We start from the raw sequence: 18,056 nt of genomic DNA on the forward strand, positions 1-18,056 counted from the left end.
TTCCCGGGAGGGCGGCAACCTTTACGGATTCGGTGACCACTGATGAGTCAGAGGCTCCCGTACGTAAGGAGACACGTAAGGAAATGCGTGCGGAATCACGTACGGAGTCTCGTACGAAGCACACGTGCCCCCGAACCCCTTAAGGACCTCATCCGTGGCGTCCCCTTCGCATCACCGCCGTCCCCGCAGACAGGCCACCTGGGTGCTGCCCGTGCTCGGTGTGGCGGCACTGGCGCTCGTCGCTTCCCTGATCGCGGCGTTCGCCCCCGACCGGGGCTCCGACTCCGGCTCCGAGTCGGCCGCACCCGTGGCGGGCGCCCAGCTGAGCGCCGCGCCCTCGACGCCCGCGGCGACGACGCCTTCGGCCACACCGTCGCCGACCCCGTCGGCCTCCAAGGCCACCCCGTCGGCGAAGACGAGCACCCCGGCGGCGAGCCGGACCACCGCGAGCCCCCGCCGTACAACTGCCCCCGTGGCAACGGGCTCCGCGGCGGGCCGGATCCGGCCCGGGACCACCTACGACGGGGTCGCCACCTTCTACGACGCCGGCGACGGCGGCGGCGCCTGCTCCTACGGGCCGACCTCCGACGTCATGACCGCCGCGATGAACCACACCGACTACGAGACGTCCAAGGCGTGCGGCGCGTACGTCCGGGTCCGCGCGTCCGGCGGTGCCACCATCACGGTCCGCATCACCAACGAGTGCCCGCTGCCCTGCGCTCCGGGCCAACTCGACCTCAGTGCCCAGGCGTTCGCGAAGCTCGCCGAGCCCTCGCGCGGCCAGATACCCGTCACCTGGACGCTGCTCAGCCCCGCCACGTCCGAGAAGATCTCGATCCGGTACAAGACGGGCTCCAGCCAATACTGGTGCGGCATCCAGGCCATCGGCCACCGCAACCCGCTGGCGCGCCTGGAGGTCCGCACCGGCAGCGGATGGACCAGCCTGCCCCGCACCGACTACAACTACTTCCTCTCCGAGCACGGCGCGGGCTGCGGCGGCGAGATCAGGATCACCGACATCTACGGTGAGCGACTGACCGTCAGCGGCATCGCGGTGCGCCCGGACGCGGTGCAGCCGGCCGGGGTGCAGTTCGCCGCACACTGACGCGCCGCACACCGAGACACCGGGGTGTCAGCCGGCCGGCCACAGCACCCCGAGGATCAACCGCACCTGGCCCGTGAGGCGTTCGGCGTCGAACCGGCCGGGATCGGTGAGCGCCTCGCGGCCGAAGTGTTCCGCGCAGGCGACGAGGGCGTGGGCGAGGATCTCGGGATCGAGGCGCGGGCCGGCGTCGCGGTCGGCCTGGACGTGCGCGATCCATGCCTCGACCCGGCGCCGGAACCGCTGCCGGTCCGCCTCCACACGGTCGCGGACGACAGCGGGCATGTTGCCCGGAGGCGCCAGGATCAGCCGCCAGGTGTCCGGGTCCTCGCGGAGCATGGCGCCCATCCGGCGCACCGCCTCGGCGCCGAACACGGCGGGACCGGACAGGTTCCGCGCATCGGGGATCGTCTCCAGCAGCCGCGCGAAGGCACGCGCCTGCTGCCGGTCCAGCAGCGCCCCCAGCAGCGCGTCGAGATTCTCGAACGCGCCGTAGACCACCGACCGGGCGACCTGGGCCCGCTTCGCGATGGCGTCGATGGAGACCCGGTCGTAGCCGTCCTCGACGATCACGCCCAGGGCGGCGTCGAGGAGCTGCTCGCGGCGTTCCTCGATCGGGACGCGCGGGGCGTAGGGGCGTCGCCTGCGGGGCCGGTCGTGCGAAGACGTGGTCGCTGACACCTTGGCAGTTTACGACACTCGTGTCTTAATTTACGACAGCACTGTCTTAAGGGCGGTGTCCTGATCGAGGAGCGGCCCACGCCGCGGACGAACGAGGGAGCGGCTCCATGGCGAAGCGGAAGCGCGGCGAGGTCCGACCGCACGACGACTACGGCTTCTTCGGCCCCGGCTCGGTGGTGTGGAAGGTCTGGGGCTATCCGACCGCACCCACGGTGGGCTTCCAGCGCGCCGTGGTGGTCGAGGAGCTCGACCCGCCGCTTGTGGCCGCCGTCGACGCGACCCAGGGCATCTACCAGCGCTCCCGCACCCGCTACGACCGCACCCTGCGCTACTTCGCCATGGTCGCCTTCGCCGGCACGCGGGACGTGTGCAAGGCCGCCGACGTCCTGGTCAAGGTCCACTCCAAGGCGATCGGCGAACTGCCCTACGGCGGCGGCCGGTACGACGCCAACGCCCCCGACTCGCAGCTGTGGATCCAGCTCACCGGCTGGCACTCCATCCTCTACGCCTACGAGAAGTACGGACCCGGCAAGCTCACCGCGCAGGAGGAGACGGAGTACTGGGAAGCCTGCGCACTCGCCGCCGAACTCCAGACCTGCTCGCCCGACGACCTCCCCCGCAGCCGGGACGGCATCCGGGAGTACTTCGCCCGCATGCGCCCGCGGCTGTCCGCCAGCCCCATCGCCCGGCAGGCCATGAACCACCTGCTCAAGACCGAACTGGTCTTTCCGCCCCTGCCGCGCTGGGCGAAGCCGATCGCCGTGGCCGTCGCCCGGACCCAGCGCGCCGCCACGCTCGCCACCCTGCCGCGCTGGATGCGCGAGATGGCCGGGATCCGTCAGTCACGGCTCGTCGACGCGCTCATCGTGCCGGTCATGAAGGTGTCCTTCGCGCTCGCCCACCTCAATCCCACGGTCGAACTCCGGCTGCTCGGCATGCTCTCCCCGTCCAGCGTCGCGGTGGTCGCGCCGATCAAGCTCGGTATCCGGCCCCGCACCGAAGAGGTCCTCACCCCCGAGGAAGCCCGCACCCGGCACGGTTTCGCCAAGCCCGCCGAAGCCCATCTCGAGTTCCGGGCCCGGCAGTCCGCGCGTGTCTTCGCCGACGGCGAGGCACCCAGCGACCAGGGCCTCGTCGAGTCCCAGGAGATCCTGGGCCCGCTCGCCTGACCCCGCTGGGGCGCAACCGTGAGGGGCGCCGCCACCTGCCGAAATGAGTGCTGACACCGATGGCCGCGGACGCGGGGGCCGTGCCAGCGTGGAGGGGACGCAGACGGCAGCAGCCCACCACGACCCACCACTAGGAGAACGCGTATCCACCCCCGCCAGACACCACACCACCCCCGCATCCCCTCCGCCCGGCCGAAGGCGGTGACCCATGGGACACGCTGACACCCTGCTCGCCATGGGCGGCGCCTTCCTCGCGGCCGCGTTCCTGGCCCGCCTCGGCGGCCGCATCGGACTACCGACCATCCCCCTCTTCATGCTCGCCGGCATCCTGCTCGGCCCGCACACCCCGGGCATCGTCCTCGTCCAGGACGCCCACGACTTCGAGATGCTCTCCGCGCTCGGACTGGTCCTCCTGCTGTTCTACCTCGGCCTGGAGTTCCACCTCGACGACCTCAGAAGCGGCGGCAAGCGCCTCCTCGCCGCGGGCGGCATCTACCTCCTCCTGAACGTCGGCGCGGGCCTCGGCTTCGGGTTCGCCCTCGGCTGGGGCGCCCGGGAGGCGCTGGTGCTCGCCGGGGTGCTGGGCATCTCGTCGTCCGCGATCGTCACCAAGGTCCTGATCGACCTGGGCCGTATCGGCCGCCCCGAGACCCGCCTGATCCTCGGCGTCATCGTGGTCGAGGACATCTTCCTCGCCCTCTATCTCGCGGCACTCCAACCCGTCATCGGGGGCGCGCGGGGCGTCGCGGACGTCCTGCTGGAGGCGGGCAAGGCCTTCGCCTTCCTGCTCGTGCTGGCCGCCGCGGCCCGCTACGGGACCCGCGTGGTCGGCCGCCTGATCGCCGTACGGGACAACGAACTCCTCGTGATCAGCTTCCTCGGCGCGGCGGTGCTCGTCGCCGGGGTCTCCGAAGTGCTGGGCGTCGCCGACGCGATCGGCGCCTTCATGGTCGGCCTGATCCTCGCCGGCACCCCGTCCGCGGCCCGGATCCGACGGCTCGTCCATCCCCTGCGGGACGCCTTCGCGGCGATCTTCTTCTTCGCCTTCGGACTGGCCATCGACCCGGCCGTCGTCGCCGACGTCGCCGGACCGGTCGCCGCGGCGGCCGCCCTGACCGTCGCGGTGAACGTGCTCGCCGGACTCCTCGTCGCCCGTCTGTACGGCTACGGTCCCGACCGCGCCGCGGACATCGCCACCACCCTGGTCGCCCGCGGGGAGTTCGCCCTCATCCTCGCCGCCATGGCCACCAGCGCCGGACTCGACGCCCGGCTGGGGCCGTTCATCGCCGGTTACGTCCTGGTCCTCGCGGTCCTGGGCCCCGTACTGGCGGGCCGTGCCCACCTGTTGGCACGTGCCCTGAAGTCCGTCGGGATGCGGCCACCGGCGTTTGCAGGCGTCAACTACCAGGGAGAATAAGGCGAGACGTCTTCGCGAGCGCGCCCGTGTCCGTGCCGTCCGTACGGTCTGTGCCGTGCGTGCCGTCTGCGCTTCGGAGCATCCACCCCTTCCGTCTGACCTCGCGCGAAGGAGATGCCATGCCCCGATCCGACGACGGGCAACTGTCGGCGCTCGAAGCCCGGTTCGCGTGGTGGGCGCTGGCGATCGGCGCGGTCGTCCTGGTGGGCGGTGTCGTCGTGGCCAACGGGTTGCTGATCGCGACGGGCTTGGTGATGGCCGGTGTCGCAGCTCAGTCGCTCGATCCCCAGCGGGAGCGCAGGAGGCGCTGATCGGTCTCCGCGCGGTCTCGCTCCGCCGCGTGGACGTTGATCCGGACCGGGAGGATGATCAGGACCAGGCGGTGATCCGGACCGGGAGGACGGTCAGGGCCGGGGATGGTCAGGGCCGGAAGGGTTGCCGGAACCGGGAGGAGGAGACCGAAGTGCCGGAGCGAACGCCGGTCGGCCTGTTCGTCGGTCTCTGCACCCTCGACGTCATCCAACTCGTCGACCACGTGCCCACCTCCGACGAGAAACTGACGGCCCGGGACCAGGCCATCGCCGCCGGTGGCCCCGCGGCGAACGCGGCCGCCGTCTTCAGCCACCTGGGCGGCGCGGCCCGGCTCCTCACCGCGATCGGCTCCCACCCGCTCGGCCTCGCCGCGGCGGCCGACCTGCACGACCTCGGTGTGACCGTGACGGACCTGGCCGCCTCGTCCATGGACCCGCCCGCCGTCTCCTCGATCCTGGTCACGGCGTCCACCGGCGAGCGCGCCGTGGCCTCGACGAACGCGACCGCCCACCGGCTCACCCCGCCCGACGACCTTGACGCGCTCGTGGCGGCCTGCGACATCGTCCAGTTCGACGGCCACCACACGGAGTTGGCGCTCGCCGCAGCCCGCGCCGCGCAAGCTCTGGGCCGCCCGACCGTCCTGGACGCCGGCAGCTGGAAGGACGGCACCTGGGACCTGCTGCCGTCGATCGACGTCGCCGTCTGCTCCGCCGACTTCCGCCCACCCGGCGCCGCCGGCACACCGACGCGGACCCTGCGGTTCCTGCGGGAGCAGGGGGTCGCCTGGTCGGCGGTCAGTCAGGGAGGCGGCCCCATCGTGTGGGCGGGCCCCGACGGCGGCGGCACCGTCGAGGTGCCCGAGGTCCGGGTGGCCGACACGCTCGGCGCGGGGGACTTCCTGCACGGGGCACTCACGCACCACCTCGCGCTGCGAGGCGAGTTGACGTCGGGCGGCTTCGTCGAGGCGCTGCGGGCAGCGGCCGTCGTCGCCTCACGGGCGTGCACCTCGTTCGGCACGCGCGCGTGGATGCGGGGAGAGTGATTGGACCCCGGAGCGCGATTGGATGCCGCAGTCGGCCGCGCCGAACCCTTCTCAGCCGTTCGGCTCGGCGCCCGCCGGCTCCCGGAAGGCGACGACCGCTTCACCGTTGGCCCGCGCCCACCCGGTCAGCATCACGATCGGCTCCTGGAGGTACGGCCGAGCTCGGTGAGGCTGTACTCGCCCCGCGGAGGCGCTGTCCTTCGCGGCGGGGGGTGCGGCCCGGATTCCCTTCGCGGCAGGCTCCCGGCCGGGACCGATTCCGCAGGAGGGAACCGGCCGATCCCGGCTCAGCGCGCCCCCGCAGGAAGGAACCCGCCGACCCCGGCTCAGCGTGCCACCGCCGTCCGTCCCGTCCCCCGCCCCACCCGAGCCGCCCCGGCCCGCCGCACCAGATCCGCGGCGGCCCTGTCCCACTCCGGGAACGTGAACTCGAACCCGGCCCCGAGCAGCCGCCCCGGCATCACTCGCCGGCTCTTGAACAGCAACTCCGTGTCCGTGCGCAGCGCGAAGGCGCCCAGCTCCGCCATCCACCGCGTCGCCGGCAGTCCGACCGGGACACCGCGGGCCGCGCGGAGCGTCCGCATGAACTCGCGGTGGGGGAGGGGGCCGGGGGAGGCGAGGTTGACCGGTCCTTCGAGGTCGTCCCGGGCGATCAGGAACCGCACCGCTCGTACGAAGTCCTCGTCGTGGATCCAGGAGACGTACTGCGCGCCCCCGGCCACCGGTCCGCCCAGTCCCAGCCGGGCCAGCCGCAGCAGTACGTCGAAGACGCCACCTCGGTCGGGGCTCATGACCATCGCCGAGCGCAACGCCACCTTCCGGGTCGACGGCGTGGGTGCCTCGGCCTGTGCCCGCTCCCAGTTCTTGGCGATCTCGACGCTGAACGCCCAGTAGTCCGGCACCCCGGCCTCCCGGCCGCCGATCACCCCGGTCGCCTCGTCGTGGGGCGCGTCGAAGCGGTGGGCGTAGATCGTCGCCGTACTCATCTGCAACCACACCCGCGGCGGCCGCGCGGCGGCGGCGATCGCCTCGCCGACCACGCGCGCGGAGTCGACGCGTGAGTCCATCATGGCCCGCAGGTTCTCGGGTGTGTAGCGGCAGGAGACGCTCCGCCCCGCGAGGTTGATCACGACGTCGCTGCCGTCGATCGCCTCGGCCCAGGGGCCGAGCGTCACTCCGTCCCAGGCGATCTCCCCCTCCCGCCGCGGCCGCCTGGTCAGCACCACGACCTCGTGTCCGGCAGCGGTCAGCGCGCGGTCGAGGACCGTGCCCACCTGTCCGGTTCCCCCGGGCAGCACAACCTTCATCGAAAACCCCCTCCATGTCGGTCGGCGTAAGCCTAGCGCGCATATTTGAACGCGTTCAAATCACGTGGGGACGGGAAGAGATGGTCAAGAGTTCTCCATGAACGCTTGTGCGGTTGTGACGCGACGGCGGATCATGGCGCGCACCCCCCACCGCCCCCTGAGCACACTGGAGGCCTCGGTGGCCGCTGCCCCGACAACATCCGAGCCGGCCCCCGTACCGGCCGCAGCCGTGGCGGAACGGCAGAAGCTGCGCAAGCACTTCGGCCGCTTCGACATCCTCTTCTTCCTGCTGTGCACCATCGTCGGCGTCGACACCATCGGCACGGTGGCCTCCTCCGGCGCCGAGGCCTTCACCTGGCTCATCGTGCTGGCCGCCGTGTTCTTCGTGCCGTCCGCACTGCTGACCGCCGAGCTCGGCGCCGCGTTCCCGGACGAGGGCGGTCCCTACATCTGGACCAGCCGGGCCTTCGGGCGCCTGGCCGGCGCGGTCAACAACTTCCTGTACTGGATCACCAACCCGGTGTGGCTCGGCGGCACCCTCGCCGTCTCCGCCGTCACGGCGTTCACCACCTTCTTCAACGACGGCAAGGACCTGAGCACCCCGGCCTTCTACGCCTTCACCGTCATCTTCGTCTGGGTGGGCGTGCTCGCCGCGATCCTCTCCTTCGACGTCGGCAAGTGGATTCCGACCCTCGGTGCCTGGAGCCGGTTCATCCTCCTCGGCCTGTTCACCGTCACCGTCGTGATCTACGGCGTCCAGCACGGCCTGCACGGATTCGGGTTCGGCGACTTCTCCCCGACCTACGTGGGCTTCGTCGGCCTGGTGCCCGTCCTGATGTTCAACTACGTCGGCTTCGAGCTCCCCAACACGGCCGGCGACGAGATGACCGACGCCCAGAAGGACGTGCCGTTCGCCATCTTCCGCAGCGCCGCCCTCGCCGTACTGCTGTACGCGCTGCCCATCCTCGGCATCCTGCTCGTCCTGCCGGTCAAGGCCATCACCGGACTCGGCGGATTCATCGACGCGATCCGCCAGGTCTTCACCGTCTACGGCGGTGATGTCGCCGCCGACGGAACCGTCACCCTCAGCGGCGCGGGCACCCTGCTCGGCGCACTCGCCGCGATCCTGTTCATCCTCACCGTGCTGTCGTCCGGCGTCACCTGGATCATGGGCTCGGACCGCGCGCTGGCCGTCTCCGGCTACGACGGCGCCGCGCCCCGCTTCCTCGGCGTCATCTCCAGCCGCTTCGGCACCCCGGTACGCGTCAACCTCCTCAGCGGCATCGTCTCCACCGTCGTCCTGGTCCTCGCCCACGAACTGACCGACGGCAGCGCCGCCAAGCTCTTCGGCGCCGTCCTCGGCCTCGCCGTCTCCACCACCCTCGTCAGCTACCTGGGCATCTTCCCGGCCCTGGCCGTACTGCGCCGCAAGGCCCCCGACGTCCCGCGCCCCTACAAGGCCCCGTTCCCCCGCACGATCAGCACCGTCCTCACCCTGCTCGTCCTGTTCGCGAGCGTCCAGCTCGTCGCCCCCGGGCTCGGCGACCACTGGTTCGGCGCCGACTACGCCCCGGACGGCTGGAGCCACGACGAGCGCTGGCAGTACCTGCTCACCGAGGCCCTCCCGCTCGCCGCGTTCATCCTCTGCGGTGTGCTGTTCTGGGCCCTGGGCAGGCCCACCCGCAAGGCCGCCGAGGCCGGGCGGTAGCCCCCCGTACCGTCATCGGGGCGAGTCGGGAGCCGGACCGCCGTGCTCGCCCCCGGTCAACTGACCGCGCCGCTGCTGGCGGTGGAGGAAGCGGCTCATCGCGTCCGTTCCCTGGTCGTCCCAGGTCTCGTGGACGCCATGGCCGTGCCGGGCGGCGGTCTCCGCGGTGATCGCGGCGACCGCCGCGTAGGGCGGCGCGCCCTCCGGGGAGTAGGGGAGTTCGGCACCTCCCCCGCCGGGGTCGCCCGCCGTGTACGTGATCGTGTCGGGGAGCATGACCAGCGACGTCGTACCCGTCTGCGTACGAGAAGGACGCAACTGGACGCGGATGCCGTGCCGCTCGGCGAGGCGGCCCACCACGAACAGGCCCATCTGCCGGGAGATGTTGGCGTCCACGGTGGGCGGATGGGCCAGCTTGTGGTTGATGGCCGCGAAGTCCTCGGCCGTCAGACCGATACCGCTGTCGTGGATCTCCACCATGATGCGCCCGTCGGGCAGCCGCCCCGCCGTGACCTGGACCTGGGTCTGCGGCGAGGAGAACGCGGTGGCGTTCTCCAGGAGTTCGGCGAACAGGTGCACGAGATCGCTGACCGCGCGGCCGTGGATCTCGGCCTCCGGAACACCGGACAGCTCGACGCGCTCGTACTGCTCCACCTCGGAGGCGGCGGCCCGCAGCGCGTCGATCAGGGCCAGCGGTCCCATCCCGTGCTGGTTGGACTCCTCGCCGGCCAGGACGAGCAGGTTCTCGCCGTTGCGGCGCATCCGGGTCGCGAGGTGGTCCAGACGGAAGAGGTTCTCCAACTGGTCCGGATCGGCCTCGTTGTTCTCCAGATCGGTGATCAGCGACAACTGACCCTCGATCAGCGACTGACTGCGCCGCGACAGGTTGGTGAAGATCGCGTTGATGTTGCCCCGCAGCAGGGCCTGTTCGGAGGCGAGTCGTACGGCCTCCCGGTGTACCTGGTCGAAGGCGCGGGCCACTTCGCCGATCTCGTCGGTCGAGGTGATGGGGATCGGCGCCACCCGCGAGTCCACGCGTCCGGGGGTGGAACGGGAGAGCTGGGCGAGCAGGGCCGGCAGCCGCTGCCCGGCGATCTGGAACGCCGAGGCACGCAGCACGCTCATCCGGGTGCTCATCGAGCGCGCCACCGCGGCGGCGATCAGGAACGCGGCGAGCACGGCCGCCAGCGCCACCGCGGAGTTGATGATCGCGTCACGGCGGGCGCTGTCGGCGATGTCGTTCGCGTTGGCGAGCGCGGTGTCGGTCAGATAGACCTCGACCTGCCGGTACGCGTCGAAGGAGAGCGTGGACGCGGCGAAGAACGAGTCGCTGGTGATGCCCTGCGCCGAGAGGTCCGCGGCCGACTTCCCCGACGCGATCTCACTGATCATCGTCGTCATGTCCGGCGGCGCGACATACGTCTTCCCGGCCGCCTCGGCCTGTTCGGCGGCCTTGACGCCCTGCTGCTCGCCCTTGGCCTTGGCGGACGTCAGCGCCTGGTCGAGGCGCGCGCTGTCCTGGCTCGTCGCGGCCCCGTCGAACTCCACCAGCGCGACCTGCTGGAGATAGGCGTAACTGCGGAACGAGGCGAGCTGGGTCTCCAGTTCGCCCTCCTGGAGGGCGGCGCGGTCCTCGACCAGGATGTGCGTGCCGATGGCCCGGGTCAGCGCCTCGGCGGCCTGGGTGAGGGACATGGCGTACAGGGCGCGGCCGAAGCTGGCCTGGTTGCTGCTGCCGAACCCGAGCTCGTTGGCGAGTTCCATCAGCGGATGCTGGATCAGGTGGTACTTCTCCTCGGTCTGCACTCCGGGCAGCCGGGACGTGAAGGCATCCGCGCGAATGGCGTCCAGCTGCTTCACGCCCTGCTGGACGACCTCGACCCGCCTCAGCAGGCGATCGGTCTTGGGCATGCGCCCGACGGCCACGTCGAAGGCGGCCCGGTCCTGATCGGTGACCTTGCGCGCCCGGGCCACCACGTCGGAGTCGGTGTCGCCGCGCAGCAACGGGACGACGGACAGGTCACGTTCGTTGATCGCGTCACTGGCGAACTTGTTCGCCGCCTGCACCAGTTCGGCCACCCGCACCGCGTCGTCGGCGCTCTGCCAGGTGTCCACCGCCCGCTTCACCCGGAAGCCGCCGAACACCAGGGTCACCAGCACCGGAATGAGCAGGATGGCCCGCAGCCGCCGTGCCACGCGCCAGTTCCGGGTGGAGAACCGCCCCGGCGCCCGCTTCGCCGACTCCGGTGCGGAGTCCGGAGGTTGCGCTGCTCCTCTTGTTTTCCCCACGCGACTTCCGACCTCTCGACGACGGCACCGTTTCCTGACCGCATGCTTCCGAAGCCGATCACGGCTCCCTCCAACTCGTACGGAAATCAAGCGCTTCGCGTTCAGGGCATGACAAACCCGACGGAGTGACACCAGACGCCTGGGAAGCCTGCGGGGGCGCTTCAGAGGCGTGCGCGGGCGCCTCGGCGGCGAGCACGCGTGACGGTTACGTTGAGCCGCATGACGAACCTCAAGCATCCGCGGCTGTCCGGCTTGGGCCGCAACCCGGCCGCTTCCGTCGACGTCCTGGTCCGTCTCGCCGCCCACAAGGCCGGCCGGCACGGGATCGAGATGCGGCGCGGCAGGCTGGCGGACGCGGTGGTCGAGGCCCTGCTCACCCACGGCGACAGCCACAGCGCGGTGGGCCTGCACGGGGACCGTGTCTCCCCGGCCATGCGACGCAGGATCGCCGAACACCCCGACCAGGGCATCCGGAACGCGTTCGCCGACTTCATCCGCTACACCGTCGAGCGAGAGGTGTCGACCGGCATCGACAACCTTGAGGAGGCCTACGGCCACCCCCGCACCGAACTCGCGGCGGCCCCGGATCCGACGCTGCGCGCCGCGGTCGCCCGAGCCTGGCACGACCGGCCGGACACGGTCCAGGCGGCCCTGCTCGGCGACCCGGATCCGAAGGTCCGTGCCGCCGCCACCCGCCACCGGCACCCGGGTGTCCCACCGGAGTGGTGGGCCCGTTGCCTCGCGGACCCCGCCGTGCGGGTGAATGTGGCACGCCAAGTCCCCCTGACGCCCGACCAGTTCACCGAGCTCATACGAACCGGCGGCAAGGAGCTCCACCGGTCCGTCGCCGCCAACCCGCACCTGACCGCCGACATGATCGCCCGACTCCTGGACCTCGACGACCCGATGGTGCGGATCGCGGTCGCGCACAGCCGCCACGTGGATGCCCCGACCCGCGTCCGGCTGTACGCGCGCGTGGAGGAGGAACGCGCGAACGGAAGCGTCGACGCGCACGTGGCACTGAACTGGAGCTCCGCCGAACCGACTTGGCTGCGCGACGCACCTCTCGACGAGCGGATGACCCACCTCGACTCCCCGTACCCGGTGTTCCGGCGCGTCCTGGCCGGCTGCCGCGACCTCCCCGAGGAGGCATGGCGCCGCCTGGACGCCGACCCGGACCTGCTGGTGCGCCGCACCGCCGCCCGCAGACCCGACACCCCGCCCGAGATCCTGGAGCAGCTGGTACGGGCCCACGGCGACGCCTTCCACATCCGCCCTCTCCTGGTCGACCACCCCAACTTCCCCCGCCACGCCCTGCGCACCTTCGCCGACGAACCGAGCCCGCACGTCCGCTTCGTCGCCCTCCAGGACCCCGAACTCCCGGTGCCCGTCCTGCGACAACTCGCCGCCGATCCAGAGGTCTTCGTCCGCCGAGGCGCCGCCCGCCACCCCCGCATCACCGCACCGCTGCTGGACCGACTCCTCGCCGACCCGGCCCCCGAGGTCGCCGACGACGCCGCGGCCAATCCCGTGCTCCGGCCGGCCCGGATGCTGGGGATCCTCGCCGAAGCCGGCCTCTGACGCGTGGGCAGGCCAGGTCACGGGTCTCGGCGGCAGGCCAGGGCGGGGGAGGAGGGCGGAGGGCGGAGGGTCGGGGCGGGGTGAGAGCGGAGGGTCGGGGCGGGGTGAGAGCGGAGGCCAGGGCGGGTTGAGACCGGCAGGTCAGGGTGTGGCGAGAGGTGTCAGTGGCGCCCATTAGGCTCCCGCCCATGAGTGAGGCAGACAGAGGCCCCGAAAGACGAGTCGTCGACGGGCGCTTCGAGTTGGAGAGCCGTCTCGGTGGCGGCGGGATGGGCACGGTCTGGCGGGCCAGGGATCTGGTGCTGCACCGGCTGGTGGCCGTCAAGGAGGTCCGCCCGCCCGACCGGGACCTCGCCGAGTACGACCCCGACGGCGCGCGCATGCTGCGCGAGCGAGTGTTGCGCGAGGCCAGGGCCCTGGCCCGGATCGACCACCCGAACGTCGTCACCATCCACCACATCGTGGACGGCGGCGAGGGCACCTACCCATGGCTGGTGATGGAGCTCGTCAGCGGCGGCTCGCTGGCCGACCGGCTCGCGAAGGGCCCGATGCCACCGGCCGAGGCGGCGCGCGTCGGCCGCGGCGTGCTGGCCGCGCTCCGGGCCGCCCACGACGCCGGCATCCAGCACCGGGACGTCAAGCCCGCCAACGTCCTGCTCCGGCCGGACGGACGCCCGGTCCTCACCGACTTCGGCATCGCCGCGATCCGCGAGACGACCAACCTCACCGCCACCGGCGCCATCATCGGCACCCCCGACTTCATGGCCCCGGAACGCATATCCGGACACGACGGCGGCCCCGCCTCCGACCTGTGGTCGCTGGCGATGATGCTCTACACCGCCGTGGAGGGCCGCCACCCACTGCGCCGGGCCACGACCCTGGCCACCCTCGCCGCGGTCCTCAACGAGGCCGTGCCCCCACCGGAACGCGCCGGCGCCCTCGGCCACGTCCTGATGAGCGTGCTGGTACGGGACCCGTCGGCACGCCCGTCCGCCGCCGTGCTGGACGCCAGGCTCGCCGAGGTCGAGTCGGCGCCGGGCGCGGCTTCGACGGCCCCACGGGACGAGCCCACTTCCTACCCACTGAGCCCACCGGTTGTCGCCGCGCCTCAGCCGTCGACCGGACCCGTGCGTGTGGACCGCCGCCCCCTTGCCCTGCGCAGCGCATCGGCCCTCTCGCTCGTCGGCGCCCTCGCCCTGGCGTGGTGGCTGCTGCCCCTCGGCGAGGACTCGGGCAACGCGAAGGCAGGAGGCTCGCCGTCGACATCGGCCACCCAGCCGACGGTCTCACAGTCTTCACCCTCATCACCGGCCGCCACCGGATCGCTGCTCACCCCCGATGCCATCCGCACCGTCATCAAGGCGCTGGAGAAAGAGAGCGGCCGGGACAGATTCGGCGACTTCACCGTCTACTCCGACTTCGTCACGGCCAAGCTGATGGTCAACGGCAGCGACACGCGGTACGACTCCTACACGTACCGCCCGGGCGAGGGCGTGAAGGAAGGGCTCGACAAGGGCACCCTGTCGGGCGGCGACCAGCCTGTCAGCCTCGACGGCTTCAACTGGGACAGGATTCCCGCGCTGCTCAAGGAAGCGGACCAGAAGCTCAATGTGGAGAAGCCGGAATACCGTTATGTGATGGTCCGTCAGCCCAACAGTCTCAGGGACACTCCCGCGGGCCTGCTCGTCTATCTGACCGATGACTACGGGGCCGGCATTCTGGAGACGGACATCCACGGCAAAGTCATCGACGTCTCGCCCGCCGAGAACTGACCGCGCTCACCTCAGAGCGCGGCGAGAAGTCCGTCCAGTGGTGCGGGCACGCGGTCGAGGTCGAGGGCCTCGACGAGGACGCGCCCGTAGTGGATCTTGCGGCCCTTCTTCGTGCCGAGGAAGCGCCGCAGCTGCTGCTGTGAGGTGCGGCCCTGCTGGGCGGGTTGGTTGAGGAAGGTCTGCAGAGGGCGCAAATCGCCCTGGGCTTCGACGAGTTCCTTCACCCGTGTCACGCCCAGCGCGCGGATGAGCTCGTCCTCCAGATCCGCCGCGCACACGAAGATGCCTTCCTCCGCCGCACCGCCCCGCTCCCAACCACGCGCGTAATAGCGGCGCTCCGCCTCGTCGCACAGCCCCATCAGACGAAGCCCCAGCCCGGACGGGCCGAGCAGACCGGCGAAACGCCCGACGTTCATCGCCCCGCGCATCGACACGACACAGACTCCCTCGGCCTCCAGATCCCGCCCGCGTCGGGCGGTGAGCGCGTCGATCGCCGCGACATCGCTCGGCCCTTCGAGGAGCACCACGACTTGGACGGACAGCAGCGCGGCCAGCTCATGTGCGGGGTCGCCGGGCCCACCGGCCGCCCACGCGGTGACGGCTTCCCGGAACGCCCCCATGTCAGTCATGAGATGAGTCTCCGTGCTGCCCGGCCGGTGCGCGAGGGAATTTCCGCCGACGGGCGACGGTCATGCACGCCTGTGCGGCATGCGGCGGTGGCGCGGCCGTGTGGACGTGAAGTCCCCAGCCTTCTCCACGGCTTCTATGGCCTCGGCGAGTTTCGCGACCCTCGCCCTCTTCGCGCTGATCGCCCGGGTGAGCAGGCGTAGGTGGGTGGAGGACTCGGGCACCGTCGCCTCGAACTCCTCAAGCCGTCTGCGTTCAACGGCCAGTTGGGTCCTCAGGCGCGAAGCGGGATCGGGGGGAGGAGGCGGGGTGGAGCCGTTGAAGACGACGTTGTGCCGGGGATGTTCGGCGCGCACGGCTCGGCGTTCGGCAGTCTCCGGGTCGTCGGGGTAGTCGACCCGGACGGCGATGACCTGAGGCCCCCACGGCTGGTCGCGAAGGTGGGTGCGTATGCGGGTGAGGGGGCAGCTCGTGATGCCGACATAGAGCAGCCCCTCGCGCCCGTACAGCCGGTACAGCGCGACCCGGCCACCGGCGTACAGGCCGCCCTCCTCGTCGAACAGCCCGCGCAGGAACTGCGTGTCGATGCCGGTCACGTCTCGACCCCCTACGGTCTGCCCGCCTCCGGTGCTGTCTCCACGGTGCCACGTGGGTCTGACAGCGCCGTCAGCCGCCGTGTTCGCGCCGTGCCGACGGCTGTGCTACCGGGAGGTCAGCAGGCAGAACTCGTTGTCGTCGGGGTCGGTCAGCTCGATCCGGCCCTCGTCCTGACGTCCGGTGTCGATCCGTGTCGCGCCGAGGGAGAGGAGATGGTCGAGCTCGGTCTGCCAGTCGCTGCCCTCGGGTGGTGTGAGGTCGAAGTGGAGGCGGTTCTTGCCGGCCTTCGGCGCCACCGGGGGACCGCCCCAGGTGATCTTGGGGCCGCCGTGGGGTGAGCGGATGGCGGTCTCCTGGTCCTGGTCCCAGACCAGCGGCCAGCCCAGCGCGCGGCTCCAGAAGTAGCCGACGTCCTGTGAGCCGTCGCAGGCCAGTGCCCCGAGGAAGCCGCAGTCGGCGAGGAAGTTGTTGTCCGGTCCGATCACGCAGAACTCGTTGCCGTCGGGGTCGGCGAGCACCACATGGTCCTCTTCCGGGAGTTGGCCGACGTCGATGTGGCGCCCGCCGAGTGCCAGCGCCCGCTCCACCGTCTCCTGCTGGTCCTCCAGGGAGGAGCTGGTCAGGTCGAAGTGCATACGGTTCTGGTCGTTCTTGGGTTCCTGGCCGGGCAGGAAGCGCAGCTGGAACCCGGTGTCGTCGTTGGGGAGGAGCGTGGCTCCGTGCGGGTCGTCGGCCGGCTTCCAGCCCAGGACCCCGGACCAGAACTGCGCGAGGCGCAGTGGCTCGTGTGCGTCGAAGCAGAGTGCGAACAGTTGAGACGTCATAGCGTTGCGCATCCCCGATCTGCTGATCGACCGATGTCGACGGCACCCGGCCGCCACTTGGAGCGCAAAGCCTAGGGGCGCGCGGATGCCGACCGCATCCGAGTATTCGGGCGGTAGGCTGCCGGCCGCCGGGTGCCGGGCCGTCGGTCGTGGGGGAGGAGCGGAGTCACGGGGTCACGCGGGCCCAGGCCCTGCCGCCGGATCGCCCGACCGGCATCTCAAGGCCCCGCACCGCGCCTCAAAGGCCCCGCACCGCCTCTCCCATCCGGCTCAGCGCCTCCCGCAGAATTCCCGGCGTCGTCGCGAAGTTGAGCCGCACATGTCCCTCACCGCCCGAGCCGAAGACATGGCCCGAGCTGACCGCGACCCGGGCCTTGTCGAGGAACATCTTCGCGGGACCGGCGACGTCGCTCACCACACCCGGGCCGTCGCCGCCGGGCCCGCTGTCCAGTCCGAGTCGTGTGCAGTCCAGCCACGCCAGGTAAGTGCCCTCGGGTCGGTGATACCGCACGTCGGGGAGGTGTTCGGCGGCCAGTTCCCCCAGCAGGTGCCGGTTGGCGTCGAGCCCGAGGAGGAGTTCGTCCAGCCAGGGGCCGCCGTCGCGGAAGGCCGCGGTGTGGGCGATGACCCCGAGGTGGCTGGGCCCGTGGCTGACCTCCTCGGGCAACAGCCGTAGCTCGTCGGCGGCTTCGGGCCCCGCGACGGCCACGGCGGCCTTGAGGCCGGCGAGATTCCACGCCTTGGAGGCCGAGGCCAGCATGAACGCGTTCTCGGCGCCGGACACGCTCAGGAACGGGGTGAAGGCGGCGCCCGGCAGCACCAGCGGAGCGTGGATCTCGTCGGACACCACCCGTACCCCATGAGCGCGAGCGAGGGCCGCCATGGCCTCCAGCTCCCGCCGGGCGTGCACGACGCCGGTCGGATTGTGCGGGTTGCTCAGCAGGAACGCCGCGCGCCGACGCCCGCGCCGAGCCCGTACGAACGCGTCCTCCAGCGCCGCCATGTCGACCCTCAGGTCCGGGCCGAGGGGTGCCTCGACGACCTGGCGGGCGTCGTGGGAGAGGAACGCGTAGAAGGGCGGGTAGACCGGTGAGCACACCACGACCGCGTCCCCGGGATCGGTGATCAGCCGGAGCACTTCGACGATGCCCATCATGACGTCGGGCACGATCGCGGTGTGCTCCACGCGCAGCCCCTCCCACCCCCAGCGCTCCGCGGCGAAGGCGGCCAGGGCCTCGGCGTAGGCGCTCCCGTACGGGTATCCGGTGTCCCCGAGGGCGGTCGCCGCGCGCAGGGCCTCTGCGACGGGCTCGGCGAGCGGCACGTCCATCTCCGCGACCCACAGCGGAAGCACGTCCGCGGGATGGGTGCGCCACTTCATGCTGGTGCGCTGCCGCAGCTCCTCCAGGGTCAACCGGTTGAGGGGATCGGTCCGGCGCATGTCACCGCTCCTTTCGACTGTGCATCAATACATCTGTGCGTCAATACATCGGATGAGTCCGTCAGTCGTGTCGAGCAGCTGGACGTCACAGTAGCCCCACCCCTCCTCCAGGCCGCTGAACGATGGCTTGATCTCACCACTGTTAGGGTTATTGACAGTTGCATGACGCCTGCCTACGGTCCCCGGA

General features: G+C 71.3%; 15 protein-coding genes. 8 read left to right on the forward strand and 7 right to left on the reverse strand.

Features of this window, described 5'->3' with window-relative positions; genetic code table 11:
- The first annotated feature begins 154 nt into the window (after nt 1-154).
- The gene (locus tag ABZ928_RS17780; RefSeq protein ID WP_361519230.1) at nt 155-1,105 is read left to right on the forward strand and encodes an expansin EXLX1 family cellulose-binding protein; all 951 of its coding nucleotides are present in this window, start codon (nt 155-157) and stop codon (nt 1,103-1,105) included.
- Nucleotides 1,106-1,132: 27 nt separating this feature from the next.
- On the opposite strand, the gene ABZ928_RS17785 is transcribed toward ABZ928_RS17780, so the two are convergent.
- Nucleotides 1,133-1,783, reverse strand: coding sequence for a helix-turn-helix domain-containing protein (locus ABZ928_RS17785; protein ID WP_361519233.1), 651 nt, complete (start codon nt 1,781-1,783; stop codon nt 1,133-1,135).
- A 107-nt stretch (nt 1,784-1,890) separates the two neighbouring features.
- Here ABZ928_RS17785 and ABZ928_RS17790 point away from each other — a divergent pair, with 107 nt between their 5' ends.
- From ABZ928_RS17790 to ABZ928_RS17805, 4 genes are all read left to right on the forward strand, one after another.
- Nucleotides 1,891-2,952, forward strand: coding sequence for an oxygenase MpaB family protein (locus tag ABZ928_RS17790; RefSeq protein ID WP_361519236.1), 1,062 nt, complete (start codon nt 1,891-1,893; stop codon nt 2,950-2,952).
- A 208-nt stretch (nt 2,953-3,160) separates the two neighbouring features.
- Complete coding sequence (locus tag ABZ928_RS17795) at nt 3,161-4,369, forward strand: cation:proton antiporter (RefSeq protein WP_361519239.1); 1,209 nt, start codon at nt 3,161-3,163, stop codon at nt 4,367-4,369.
- 119 nt (nt 4,370-4,488) lie between these two features.
- Entirely contained in the window at nt 4,489-4,680 is a 192-nt protein-coding gene (locus ABZ928_RS17800) for a hypothetical protein (RefSeq protein ID WP_361519241.1), read from the forward strand.
- 152 nt (nt 4,681-4,832) lie between these two features.
- On the forward strand, nt 4,833-5,723 hold the full coding sequence (locus tag ABZ928_RS17805; protein WP_361519244.1) for a PfkB family carbohydrate kinase: 891 nt from the start codon (nt 4,833-4,835) through the stop codon (nt 5,721-5,723).
- A gap of 326 nt (nt 5,724-6,049) precedes the next feature.
- Here ABZ928_RS17805 and ABZ928_RS17810 read toward each other — a convergent pair whose 3' ends face one another.
- Entirely contained in the window at nt 6,050-7,030 is a 981-nt protein-coding gene (locus tag ABZ928_RS17810; protein ID WP_361519247.1) for a TIGR01777 family oxidoreductase, read from the reverse strand.
- A 133-nt stretch (nt 7,031-7,163) separates the two neighbouring features.
- On the opposite strand from ABZ928_RS17810, the gene ABZ928_RS17815 reads away from it, so the two are divergent.
- Complete coding sequence (locus ABZ928_RS17815) at nt 7,164-8,738, forward strand: APC family permease (protein WP_361519250.1); 1,575 nt, start codon at nt 7,164-7,166, stop codon at nt 8,736-8,738.
- A gap of 12 nt (nt 8,739-8,750) precedes the next feature.
- Here ABZ928_RS17815 and ABZ928_RS17820 read toward each other — a convergent pair whose 3' ends face one another.
- The gene (locus ABZ928_RS17820) at nt 8,751-10,934 is read right to left on the reverse strand and encodes a nitrate- and nitrite sensing domain-containing protein (protein ID WP_361519253.1); all 2,184 of its coding nucleotides are present in this window, start codon (nt 10,932-10,934) and stop codon (nt 8,751-8,753) included.
- A gap of 312 nt (nt 10,935-11,246) precedes the next feature.
- Between ABZ928_RS17820 and ABZ928_RS17825 the strand changes: the two genes are divergently transcribed.
- Together ABZ928_RS17825 and ABZ928_RS17830 are read left to right on the forward strand one after the other, a co-directional pair.
- Nucleotides 11,247-12,608: a hypothetical protein gene (locus ABZ928_RS17825; RefSeq protein ID WP_361519256.1), complete on the forward strand. Its 1,362-nt coding sequence runs from the start codon at nt 11,247-11,249 to the stop codon at nt 12,606-12,608.
- Between the two features lie 188 nt (nt 12,609-12,796).
- Nucleotides 12,797-14,380, forward strand: a complete 1,584-nt coding sequence (locus tag ABZ928_RS17830; protein WP_361519259.1) for a protein kinase — start codon at nt 12,797-12,799, stop codon at nt 14,378-14,380.
- A gap of 11 nt (nt 14,381-14,391) precedes the next feature.
- Here the strand turns inward: ABZ928_RS17830 and ABZ928_RS17835 are convergent, their stop codons facing one another.
- The 4 genes from ABZ928_RS17835 to ABZ928_RS17850 form a co-directional block, all read right to left on the reverse strand.
- Nucleotides 14,392-15,009: a TOPRIM nucleotidyl transferase/hydrolase domain-containing protein gene (locus tag ABZ928_RS17835; RefSeq protein WP_361519262.1), complete on the reverse strand. Its 618-nt coding sequence runs from the start codon at nt 15,007-15,009 to the stop codon at nt 14,392-14,394.
- Between the two features lie 60 nt (nt 15,010-15,069).
- Nucleotides 15,070-15,603 carry a GIY-YIG nuclease family protein gene (locus tag ABZ928_RS17840; protein WP_361519265.1) on the reverse strand — a complete coding sequence of 178 codons (534 nt, stop codon included), beginning with the start codon at nt 15,601-15,603 and terminating at the stop codon, nt 15,070-15,072.
- Between the two features lie 105 nt (nt 15,604-15,708).
- Entirely contained in the window at nt 15,709-16,428 is a 720-nt protein-coding gene (locus tag ABZ928_RS17845) for a VOC family protein (RefSeq protein ID WP_361519268.1), read from the reverse strand.
- 238 nt (nt 16,429-16,666) lie between these two features.
- Nucleotides 16,667-17,869: a MalY/PatB family protein gene (locus ABZ928_RS17850; protein ID WP_361519271.1), complete on the reverse strand. Its 1,203-nt coding sequence runs from the start codon at nt 17,867-17,869 to the stop codon at nt 16,667-16,669.
- Nucleotides 17,870-18,056: the final 187 nt, after the last annotated feature.

This window comes from Streptomyces sp. NPDC046909 (assembly GCF_040644695.1).
GTDB lineage: Bacteria > Actinomycetota > Actinomycetes > Streptomycetales > Streptomycetaceae > Streptomyces.

What these genes read in the sequence shown, in the direction of transcription:
- ABZ928_RS17790 (WP_361519236.1), top strand. Translation starts at nt 1,891, where the DNA reads ATGGCGAAGCGGAAGCGCGGCGAGGTCCGACCGCACGACGACTACGGC.
- ABZ928_RS17795 (WP_361519239.1), top strand. Translation starts at nt 3,161, where the DNA reads ATGGGACACGCTGACACCCTGCTCGCCATGGGCGGCGCCTTCCTCGCG.
- ABZ928_RS17800 (WP_361519241.1), top strand. Translation starts at nt 4,489, where the DNA reads ATGCCCCGATCCGACGACGGGCAACTGTCGGCGCTCGAAGCCCGGTTC.
- ABZ928_RS17810 (WP_361519247.1), bottom strand. Translation starts at nt 7,030, where the DNA reads ATGAAGGTTGTGCTGCCCGGGGGAACCGGACAGGTGGGCACGGTCCTC.
- ABZ928_RS17815 (WP_361519250.1), top strand. Translation starts at nt 7,164, where the DNA reads ATGGCGCGCACCCCCCACCGCCCCCTGAGCACACTGGAGGCCTCGGTG.
- ABZ928_RS17825 (WP_361519256.1), top strand. Translation starts at nt 11,247, where the DNA reads ATGACGAACCTCAAGCATCCGCGGCTGTCCGGCTTGGGCCGCAACCCG.
- ABZ928_RS17830 (WP_361519259.1), top strand. Translation starts at nt 12,797, where the DNA reads ATGAGTGAGGCAGACAGAGGCCCCGAAAGACGAGTCGTCGACGGGCGC.
- ABZ928_RS17835 (WP_361519262.1), bottom strand. Translation starts at nt 15,009, where the DNA reads ATGACTGACATGGGGGCGTTCCGGGAAGCCGTCACCGCGTGGGCGGCC.
- ABZ928_RS17845 (WP_361519268.1), bottom strand. Translation starts at nt 16,428, where the DNA reads ATGACGTCTCAACTGTTCGCACTCTGCTTCGACGCACACGAGCCACTG.
- ABZ928_RS17850 (WP_361519271.1), bottom strand. Translation starts at nt 17,869, where the DNA reads ATGCGCCGGACCGATCCCCTCAACCGGTTGACCCTGGAGGAGCTGCGG.